This is a genomic window from Alteraurantiacibacter palmitatis, assembly GCF_037154115.1.
In the GTDB taxonomy this organism is placed as follows: domain Bacteria; phylum Pseudomonadota; class Alphaproteobacteria; order Sphingomonadales; family Sphingomonadaceae; genus Alteraurantiacibacter; species Alteraurantiacibacter palmitatis.
The window spans coordinates 144,101-153,446 of the sequence record NZ_JBANRO010000010.1 but is presented as its reverse complement, the minus strand read 5'-3'; the positions used below and the strand labels follow the sequence as shown (position 1 = coordinate 153,446).

At 66.9% G+C, this 9,346-nt stretch carries 10 protein-coding genes and 1 pseudogene; 6 read left to right on the top strand and 5 right to left on the bottom strand.

The genetic code is table 11. The features are described 5' to 3' along the window. Positions 1–84: 84 nt before the first annotated feature. The 3 genes from WFP44_RS13070 to WFP44_RS13060 form a co-directional block, all read right to left on the bottom strand. Positions 85–1,029, bottom strand: coding sequence for a hypothetical protein (locus WFP44_RS13070; protein ID WP_336926994.1), 945 nt, complete (start codon positions 1,027–1,029; stop codon positions 85–87). A gap of 76 nt (positions 1,030–1,105) precedes the next feature. Then, positions 1,106–1,594, bottom strand: a complete 489-nt coding sequence (locus WFP44_RS13065) for a hypothetical protein (protein ID WP_336926993.1) — start codon at positions 1,592–1,594, stop codon at positions 1,106–1,108. 1 nt (position 1,595) lies between these two features. Next, positions 1,596–2,291 (bottom strand): EI24 domain-containing protein, encoded by a 696-nt coding sequence (locus WFP44_RS13060; protein ID WP_336926992.1) that lies wholly within the window; start codon positions 2,289–2,291, stop codon positions 1,596–1,598. Positions 2,292–2,373: 82 nt separating this feature from the next. Between WFP44_RS13060 and WFP44_RS13055 the strand changes: the two genes are divergently transcribed. Next, a complete protein-coding gene (locus WFP44_RS13055; RefSeq protein ID WP_336926991.1) occupies positions 2,374–3,369 on the top strand; it encodes an adenosine kinase in 996 nt (331 codons plus the stop codon). A 193-nt stretch (positions 3,370–3,562) separates the two neighbouring features. Here WFP44_RS13055 and purD read toward each other — a convergent pair whose 3' ends face one another. Next, positions 3,563–4,861, bottom strand: coding sequence for a phosphoribosylamine--glycine ligase (purD, locus tag WFP44_RS13050; protein WP_336926990.1), 1,299 nt, complete (start codon positions 4,859–4,861; stop codon positions 3,563–3,565). Between purD and xseA the strand changes: the two genes are divergently transcribed. From xseA to WFP44_RS13030, 4 genes and pseudogenes are all read left to right on the top strand, one after another. Next, positions 4,860–6,308: an exodeoxyribonuclease VII large subunit gene (xseA, locus tag WFP44_RS13045; RefSeq protein WP_336926989.1), complete on the top strand. Its 1,449-nt coding sequence runs from the start codon at positions 4,860–4,862 to the stop codon at positions 6,306–6,308. The genes purD and xseA overlap by 2 nt on opposite strands. A gap of 27 nt (positions 6,309–6,335) precedes the next feature. Continuing rightward, the gene (locus WFP44_RS13040) at positions 6,336–6,539 is read left to right on the top strand and encodes a DUF2093 domain-containing protein (RefSeq protein ID WP_336926988.1); all 204 of its coding nucleotides are present in this window, start codon (positions 6,336–6,338) and stop codon (positions 6,537–6,539) included. Then, on the top strand, positions 6,536–7,405 hold the full coding sequence (locus WFP44_RS13035; protein WP_336926987.1) for a M23 family metallopeptidase: 870 nt from the start codon (positions 6,536–6,538) through the stop codon (positions 7,403–7,405). Before WFP44_RS13040 ends, WFP44_RS13035 begins: the two co-directional genes overlap by 4 nt. 176 nt (positions 7,406–7,581) lie before the next feature. After that, positions 7,582–8,301: pseudogene (locus tag WFP44_RS13030) on the top strand (esterase-like activity of phytase family protein); the annotation flags it as partial. Positions 8,302–8,438: 137 nt separating this feature from the next. On the opposite strand, the gene rpmB reads toward WFP44_RS13030, so the two are convergent. After that, positions 8,439–8,726 carry a 50S ribosomal protein L28 gene (rpmB, locus tag WFP44_RS13025; RefSeq protein ID WP_336927004.1) on the bottom strand — a complete coding sequence of 96 codons (288 nt, stop codon included), beginning with the start codon at positions 8,724–8,726 and terminating at the stop codon, positions 8,439–8,441. 140 nt (positions 8,727–8,866) lie between these two features. On the opposite strand from rpmB, the gene tadA reads away from it, so the two are divergent. After that, the gene (tadA, locus tag WFP44_RS13020; RefSeq protein WP_336926986.1) at positions 8,867–9,322 is read left to right on the top strand and encodes a tRNA adenosine(34) deaminase TadA; all 456 of its coding nucleotides are present in this window, start codon (positions 8,867–8,869) and stop codon (positions 9,320–9,322) included. Positions 9,323–9,346: the final 24 nt, after the last annotated feature.

Below are 9,346 nucleotides of genomic sequence, written 5' to 3'. Positions count from 1 at the left end.
GCGATAACTTCCTCGCTGCCATCAAGCTCTTCTGCACACGCCTATGGATCGCCGCTAATGAGTCTACGCCCTAGGCCCCAGACCTTATGCCTGGCCCGTTTCTTCCGCGAGGAACGCCAGCAGCGCCTGATCATAGGCGTCCACTTCGCCATTGGCGGCCATCATCGCGTCCAGCCAGTCGCGCTCCACGGCTGTAAACTCGGCGGCCTCGGCCACCTGCGCGGCGCGGCTGGGCAGCGGATCGGTCTTGCGTCCGAATACGACGCCAAAGGCATTGGGCGCAGAACGCGCCATCGCCCCCAGGAAACGGCCCATGCGGGGCCGGTTGTCGGCCACGAAGGCTTCCAGTTCCAGCATCCTTTCGCGGCTGACATGGGCAGATGTGCTGGCATAGGCCAGCAGGTAATTGCCCACGCCCTGCACGAACAGGCGTTCGAATTCGGGCGCATTGGCCTGATGCAATGTCGCATCCTTCAGGCGGAACAGCATTTCGGCTTCGCTGCGGCTGACAGCGGCGGGCCGGTCGCTGGCGCTGCCGAAGATGACGCGGCGGATCAGCTGTGCCTCCCCGGCGGTCACATGGGTTGCGGACAATTCGCCGCCGCTGCGCAACGGGCCGGTGCCGCTCAGCACTTCGGCCTCGACCACGCCCAGCACGTAATCCTTGAGGCTTTGCGGCACGCCCAGCCCGCACTCGATGATATGCACCAGCAGTTCCAGCTCGGTCAGCGAGCAGACGCGCCCGTCGGCGCTGACCATGCCGATCAGCCATGCGGCCTCCTCCTCGCTCGCATAGCCGCGCGGCTGGGTGCCGTTCAGCACGAAGTTGCGCAGCGCCTCGACAACGAAGTCGCTCCACATGGGCGAGGGATCGGTGCTGGCGGCATTGGCGGCAAGGATGGCCTCGGCTTCGGCGCGGCAGATGCGGCCATCGGCCCAGCCGGCGGCGCGAAGGGCCTGCACTTCGGCATCGCCAATCGTGCCATCGCTGGCGGCGGTGCGGGCAAGATCGGCAAAATGCATGGTCATGGGCGAAGCGTGCTTTTCCTGTGATGCGGATGCCGCCTTGTCGCAGGACAAGCTTAAATTGGGGTTACCCCCTCCTTTACCCCTTCTCTTCGCCGCGTCCTTCACCCGTGCCTGCGCGCCGCAGCGCCTGCATACAGGCGAGCAGATCGACTTGGGCCCCGTCGCTCGCGCGGCGCGCTTCTGCCCATGTTGCCACCGGATCCGCGCCGGGGCGCAGCGGGTAGAGATAGATGTCGAGAACGCAGGCCGTGCTGCTGAATTGCAGCTTGCGCATATCACCTTCCGCAACATCCAGCCGCGGGGTACCGAATTGGCGGATCAGGCTGGGCGCGTGTTCGCGCACCACGCCGTCGAGGCCGGGCCCGCGCATGATTTCAGGCTGACGAAACCCGTCCACGGGCGGGGGCAAGGGCACGGTGGGCGGCACCGAAGCCGAGGGCGGCGGCACCTGCGGGCGCACCGGCGGCGGCGCGTCCCCGCCTGCCGGCGGGGCGGGCGCGGTGGCACAGGAGGCAAGGGCCAGCGCGGCGGCGATGGTCGCCAGAAAGCGCATCGTCCCGGTCATCTCATTTGCTGCCCTTGCGATGCACCAGATGCGTTGCTGCTGCCGCGCCCAGCACGGGCGCAAGGAAATTGGCAAAGGGCACCAGCATCAGCGCAGCCACCGCCCCGCCCAGCAGGAACCGCTCGGTTGGCGAAACCGGGCATGCGGCCTGCCCCACATGGCAATGCCGCAGCCACACCATGTCCTGCAATTCGCGCCCCAGCAGCGCGGCGTTGATCGCCCAGAACACCAGCGCCGGGCCAATCCCGGTAAACAGCAGCACCAGCGCCAGCGGCAGCGCGGCGAGGTTGAACAGCACCGCCCGCCCCGCCGCGCGCAGACCTGCCTTCGCTTCCTGCGCGGTGGTGAGTGACCGCGCTGCACTGGCAGCGGCGGGGTAATGGCGCGCCTCCACCGCCTGCACCACATCGGCGGCGAAGAACTGGATCACCAGCATCGCCACCACGCGCCAGACCAGCCACAAGCCGCCCAGCGCCAGCAGCGCCGAGGCCAGCGCGCGCAGATCGTTCGCGCCCGCAAACAGCGCCTCGCCCAGCCCCAGTGCTTGCAGCACCCGGTCGAGCACAAACCACCCCGCCGCTGCCAAGGCGAGGAAGAGCACGCAGGTCACCGCCACGCTCTTGCCCAGCACGCGCATCACCGCCGGGTCGGAAAGCTGGCGCAGCGCCAGCGCAAGGGCGGGGAAAATGCCGGTCATTCCCAAATGCGATTGCTTTTGCGCGCCCCGGTGTCAATTGCAGCTGCACAAATGTCTCACCTGATGATCGACGGGAATTCGCATGACTGCACCTCGCTATGATGTAATCGCCATCGGCAATGCCATTGTCGATGTAGTGGCCTCCTGTTCGGACGAACTGATTGACGAGCTGGGGCTGAACAAGGGCGGCATGACGCTGGTGGACGAGGATCAGGCGCGCGAGCTGTATGACGCGATGGGCCCAGCGCGGGAGATTTCGGGCGGGTCCGCCGCCAATACGCTGGCGGGCCTTTCGGCGCTCGGCGCGCAATGCGCGTTCGTGGGGCAGGTGGCGGATGACCAGCTGGGCACCGTGTTCGCGCACGATATCCGCGCAGTCGGCATCGATTTCGACACGCCCTCGCGCCCCGGCCAGCCCTCCACCGCGCGTTGCCTGATTTTCGTGACACCCGATGGCCAGCGCACGATGAACACCTTTCTGGGGGCAAGCCAGTTCCTGCCCGCCAAGGCGCTCGATGAAGAGGCGGTGAGCGCGGCGAGCATCCTCTACCTCGAAGGCTATCTCTGGGATCCGGAAGAACCCCGCGCCGCGATGCGCCGGGCGATTGAAAGCGCCAAGACAGCGGGCCGCAAGGTCGCCTTCACCCTGTCCGATGGCTTCGTGATTGCCCGCCACGGCGATGATTTCCGCAAGCTGATTGCCGATGGCCTGATCGACATCCTGTTTGCCAACGAGGCCGAGCTCGCCGCCCTGACCGGCGCGGATGATTTCGAAGCGGGCCTTGCCCAGCTGGCCCCGCTTGTGCCCGTGCTGGTCGTCACCCGCAGCGAAAAGGGCGCGGTGGCGGTGGCGCAGGGCGAACGGGCGCAAGTGGCGGCAGAGCCGGTCGACCATGTGGTCGACACCACCGGCGCAGGCGATCTGTTCGCGGCCGGGTTCCTGTTCGGCCATGTAAAGGGCGAACCGCTCGCCCTGTGCCTGCGCCGGGGGGCCATCGCGGCGGCGGAAATCATCAGCCATTACGGCGCCCGGCCCGAAGCCGATCTGGCGGAATTGATGCGGCAAAAGCTGGGGTGAAGGTGACGAAGTTGACACCGTGTCAACCGGCCTTTGAGCAAAATTATATAGTGAAAACATAGCCTTGTGCGCGAAATGCGAAGTTGACACTTCGTAGCGCGCAAACGCGCCTTTGCGGCGCGGCATGATCGACATTGGAAAGAGCCGCGCGGAGGCTGGGCGCAGGCGCGGCCTGTAGGAAAGCGGCGGCTTCCTACCCCCGCGCCTTTTCGCGCTCCAGTTCGCGCCAGCCAATATCCCGCCGGCAGAAGCCGCTGGCAAAGTCGATCCTGTCGACCGCTGCATAAGCCTTCTCGCGCGCCTCTGCGATTGTGGGCGCGCGGGCGGTGACGTTGAGGACGCGGCCGCCATTGGCGCGCAGGGAACCGTCCTCCTCGTCCAGCACGGTGCCGGCGTGGAACACGATCGCGCCTTCGGCCTCGGCATCCTTCAGATCGATCAGCCCGCCCTTTTCGGGCGTTGCCGGATAGCCCTTTGCCGCCATCACCACGGTGAGCGCGGTATCGTGTGCAAAGCGCGGGCGCTCCATGCTGCCCAGCGCCTGTGTGGCGCAGGCGAGCAGATATTCGGCAAGGTCTTCCTCCAGCCGCATCATCAGCACCTGGCATTCCGGATCGCCAAAGCGGCAATTATATTCAACCAGCTTCGGCCCTTCATCGGTCAGCATCAGGCCCGCATAAAGCACCCCGCAATAGGGTGTGCCGTCGGCGGCCAATTGCTGCACCGTGGGGGTGAGGATGCGGCTGAAAACTTCGGCGCGGATTTCCGGCGTGATGATCGGGGCGGGGCTGTAGGCACCCATGCCGCCGGTATTGGGGCCGGTATCGCCCTCGCCCACGCGCTTGTGATCCTGCGCCGTGCCAAAGGGCAGGATGGTCGCCCCATCGGTGAGGGCAAAGAAGCTCGCTTCTTCGCCTTTCATGAATTCCTCGATCACCACTTCTGCGCCCGCCTCTCCGAACGCGCCGCCGAACATATCGGCCAGCGCCGCCTCGGCATCGGCAAGCGTGTCAGCGATCACCACGCCTTTGCCTGCGGCAAGGCCATCGGCCTTGAGCACGTAAGGCGGCGTGAAACCGGCCAAAGCGGCCTTGGCCTGTTCCAGCGAGGTGGTGCGGACATAGCCAGCGGTGGGGATATTGGCGCGCGCGCACAGATCCTTGGTGAAGCCCTTGCTGCCTTCGAGCTGGGCTGCGGCTTTCGACGGGCCGAATACCGCGAAACCTTCGGCACGCAGGGAATCGGCCAGCCCATCCACCAGCGGCGCTTCGGGGCCGATCACCACCAGGCCGATATGCTCCTGCTCGCAAAAGGCCAGCACCAGATCGTGATCGGTCACGTCCATGTCGAAACATTGCGCATGGGCGGCAATGCCCGGATTTCCGGGACAGGCGAAGAGTTTTCCGCCATCTTGCGCGATCGCGCGGGATTGCGCCAGCTTCCACGCCAGCGCATGTTCGCGTCCGCCCGATCCCAGCAAGAGGATATTCATGCCCAGTTCCGATCCGATTTCCGATTCCGCAGGTGAGGGGCTGGTAGCCAAGAGTGCGCCCGGGGACAATTCCGCCCCGCTTTCCATCACCGCAATTTCCGCCGCGCTGAAACGCGTGGTGGAGGACCGCTTCGGCTTTGTCCGCCTGCGCGGCGAATTGTCGGGCGTGAAGCGCGCGGCATCGGGGCACCTTTATTGCAGCCTGAAGGATGAAGGCGCGGTGCTGGACGGTGTGATGTGGAAGGGGCAGGCGGGCCGGCTTGCCTTTGTGCCCGAAGACGGCATCGAAGTGGTGGTGACGGGCAAGATCACCACCTTTGCCGGCCGCTCCAAATACCAGATCGTGATGGACAGCATGGAGATTGCGGGCGAAGGCGCGCTGCTGGCCCTGCTGGAAAAGACGCGCGCAAGGCTGGCGGCGGAGGGGCTGTTCGACGAACGGCGCAAGCGGCCGCTCCCCTTCATCCCGCGCACCATCGGCGTAGTGACTTCGCCCACCGGCGCGGTGATCCGCGATATCCTGCACCGTCTGGCGGACCGGTTCCCCAGCCATGTGCTCGTCTGGCCGGTGCTGGTGCAGGGGCAGGGCGCGGCGGCGCAGGTGGCAGCGGCCGTGCGCGGTTTCGGCGCGATGCCCTTGGACAAACGGCCCGATCTGCTGATCGTGGCGCGCGGGGGCGGATCGATCGAGGATCTGTGGGCCTTTAACGAGGAGGAGGTGGTGCGCGCCGTGGCCGCCAGCCCGATACCGGTCATCAGCGCGGTAGGGCACGAGACCGACACGACGCTGTGCGATTTCGCGGCAGACCGGCGCGCGCCCACGCCCACGGCGGCGGCGGAAATGGCGGTGCCGGTGCGTGCCGACCTCGCCAATGCCTTGGCTGAACTGGGGCTGCGCCAGCGCAAGAGTGCGCTTCGCCCCGTGGCCTTGGGGCGCGAACGGCTGGAGGCGCGTGCCCAGCGCCTGCCCCGGCCCGAACACTTGCTGCAAGCCGCCAGCCAACGGCTCGATCTGGCAGGCGATGCCTTGCGCCGTGCGTTGCAGGGGCGGGCATCCGCCGGGCGCGAGCGGCTGGCAAAACTGCGGCTGTCGCCTGCGATGCTGCAACGGGCCCTGCGCGATGGGGAAAGGCGGCTGGATGCGGCGCGGCTGGTGCCCGCTCTGGTGCAGCGGCCTTTGGTGGAGAGGCAGGCGAGGCTTGCCGCGCTGGCCCGGCTGGCGCAGCAATTGCACCCCGAACGCCCGCTGGCGCGCGGCTATGCCATGGTGCTCGACAGTGCGGGCCATGCAGTTACCAGCCGCGCTTCAGCCAGCAGACAGGCACAACTGGCTATACGCTTTGCCGATGGCGATCTGTCCGTTGTTCCTGCCGGGCCCAAACGGCCCGCCCTTCCGCGAAAAGCCCGCGATGGGGAGGGCGGCAGCGGGCAAGAGGAATTGTTTTGACCCGCGCCGCTTGATAAGGCCACACCCATGTTGATGTCTGCTTCCGACCAGCCCGCCACGCTAATCTATGGCCCTAACGGCTTTCGCGTGATCCGCCACGGCCAGTTCGTGCTGTGCGCGGTGACGGGGGAGAGGATCGCGCTCGACGAGCTGCGCTATTGGAGCGTGGAGCGGCAGGAGCCTTACGCCAGCGCGGAGATTTCCACGCGCCGCGCGCTCGAAGGCGAATGAAGCGACCCTTGCAACTGGCCGCGCTCGCCGCAGTGGCGGCTGTGGGGGGCAGTTTTGCCCTGTTTGCCGCCGACAGCAGCGCCCAACCCGCCGCGCAGGCCGTTCACACGCCCGCCTTCACCTATGCGGGCGAATTGACGCAGGGCGGCTGGATCAGGGGGCAGGCCCCAACGGGGGCGTTGGGCGCGCGGCTGGGCGATCAGGAGCTTGTTCTCGACGAAGCGGGCCATTTCTTCGCCGGTTTTGACCGCGACGCGGGCGGGCAGGTCGAACTGGTGGCCGATATGCCCGATGGCAGCCATGTGGTTGCCCCCATCACCCTTGCCCCGCGCAACTGGCAGATCGAACACGTCAATGTGGCGCGCAGCCCCGGCGGGGCGACCGAGGCGTTCATGCAGCGCCGCCTGCCCGAACTCGCCCGCATCAACGCCGCGCGCGAAGTAAACGCGGCGTCGGATGGCTGGCGGCAGCAATTCATCTGGCCGGTGCGCGGGCGCATTTCGGGCCGCTTCGGCTCGCAGCGCATCTATCGCGGGGAGCCGGGCGCGTATCATTCGGGCATCGATATTGCGGGCGGCGATGGCACCACCTTTGTCGCGCCCGCCGATGGCGTGGTGGTGCTGGCCACCGATACGCCCTTCAGCCTGGAAGGCTACCTCCTCATCATCGATCACGGCAATGGCCTCAACAGCGCCTTCCTGCACAATTCGGCGATCCTTGTGCGCGAAGGCGAGACGGTGCGGCAGGGCCAGCCCATCGGCCGCATCGGCGCCAGCGGGCGCGCCACCGGGCCGCATCTGCACTGGGGCATCAAATGGCGTGAGGCGCGGCTTGATCCGATCCTGTTTACCGGGCCGATGCCCTGATTCGCCGCGCCGCTCTTGTCCTGTTGCCGGTTCTGCTGCTGGGGCCGATCTGGCTGCGCGGCACGCCGGTGACCGCCCCGCCCGAAGATGTGACGGTGACAGCCATCGATGCAGCGCTGCCCGCGCGCCATGGCGATTTTACCCGCGCAGGGGTGTGGCAATTGGCCAGCCCGTCGATGGATTTTGGCGGCTATTCCGCGCTGCTGCCGCTGGGGGACAGGTTCCTGCGGCTGTTTTCCGACCGGGGCACGCGGCTGACTTTGGCGGTAGAGGATGGAGTGCTGCGCCATCCGGGCGACCGGCGCGTGTTCGCGCAAGTGTGGGATGTCGGCCACTTCGGCAATGTGCGGCGCGATAGCGAATCGGCCACGCGCGATCCCGAAAGCGGCGATTACTGGCTGGGCTTTGAAAGTTTCAACGCCATCGTCCGCTACGATGTGGCGAGCAACCGGCTGGCCGCGCGCCGCCCGCCCGAAATGGCGCGTTGGCCGGTGAATGGCGGGGCGGAAGCGATGGTGCGGCTGGCGGACGGGCGCTTTATCGTGCTGCCCGAACACCGGGGGCAAGATGGGGGGGGCGATGGCCTGCTGTTCCCGGCCGACCCTACGCAGGATGTGGCGGCGGAGCGCTTCCGCTTCACTCTGCCCGATCCCTATTACGCCACGGCGGCAGCGCAGATGCCCGACGGGCGCGTGCTGGTGCTGGCGCGCGGGCTGAGGCTCGGTCTCCCGCCTTTCACTGCGCGGCTTTATGCCGGCGATCCGGCGCGGATTGCGCCGGGCGGGGAATGGAAGCTGGAAAAGCTGCTCGACCTCGACACGATCCTGCCGCGTGAGAATTACGAAGCGCTGGGAGTGAGCGAACAGGACGATGGCACTGCGGTGATCTGGATCGCGTCAGACGACAACCAGGCCGCTTTGCAACGCACGCTGGTGGCGCGGCTGATCTGGCGGCCCGCGCAACAGGCGCCACGAAAAAGGGCGCCGGGCCAATCAGCCGGGCGCCCCTTTCTGAAACCGAAACGCGGGCGCGCTTACGCGGCGGCCATCGCCTTCTTCAGTTCGCGCTTCACCTTCAGCGCATTGGTCGACAGCTTCTCGTCACTGGTCTTGAGCAGCCAGTTGTCGAGCCCGCCATTGTGCTCCACCGAACGCAGGCCGTGGGTGGACACGCGGAACTTGAAGCTGCGGTCCAGCTTTTCCGAGATCAGCGTGACATTCTGCAGATTGGGCAGAAAGACGCGCTTGGTCTTGTTGTTGGCGTGGCTGACATTGTGGCCAACCTGGCGGCCCTTGCCGGTGAGTTCGCAAATGCGCGACATGACAAAACTCTCTCGTTCGAAACGGTGAATCGGATACGGCAATGTGCCGGGAAAGGCGCGCGCATACAGAGCGGGAGGGCGCCCGTCAAGCAATTGGCGCGCAGTTGCAGCCGCCGCCGGGCCGGTCTAGCGCTTGCACGATGACCCGCTGGCCCCTTCCCCCGCCCATGGCCGAAGCGCTCGAACAGGCGCGGCTTGCCGCCGATCTGGGCGAAGTGCCCGTGGGCGCGGTGGTGGTCAGGGATGGCGCGATAATCGGGCGCGGGCACAACCGCACGCGAATCGATGCCGACCCATCCGCCCATGCCGAAGTGGTCGCGCTGCGCGCCGCCGCGCAGGCGCTGGGCAATGAACGGCTGACGGGGTGTGAGATGTTCGTCACGCTGGAACCCTGCGCCATGTGTGCAGGCGCGATTGCCCATGCGCGGATCGCCCGGCTGGTTTACGGCGCGAGCGATCCCAAAGGCGGCGCGGTGGAACAGGGCGCGCGCGTGTTCGATCATCCGCAATGCCTGCACCGGCCCGAAGTGGTGGCAGGCTTGGGCGCCGCGCAGGCCAGCGAATTGCTGCGCGGCTTTTTCGAAGCGCGGCGGTGACGGAATGGCTTATCGGCCGCTCAC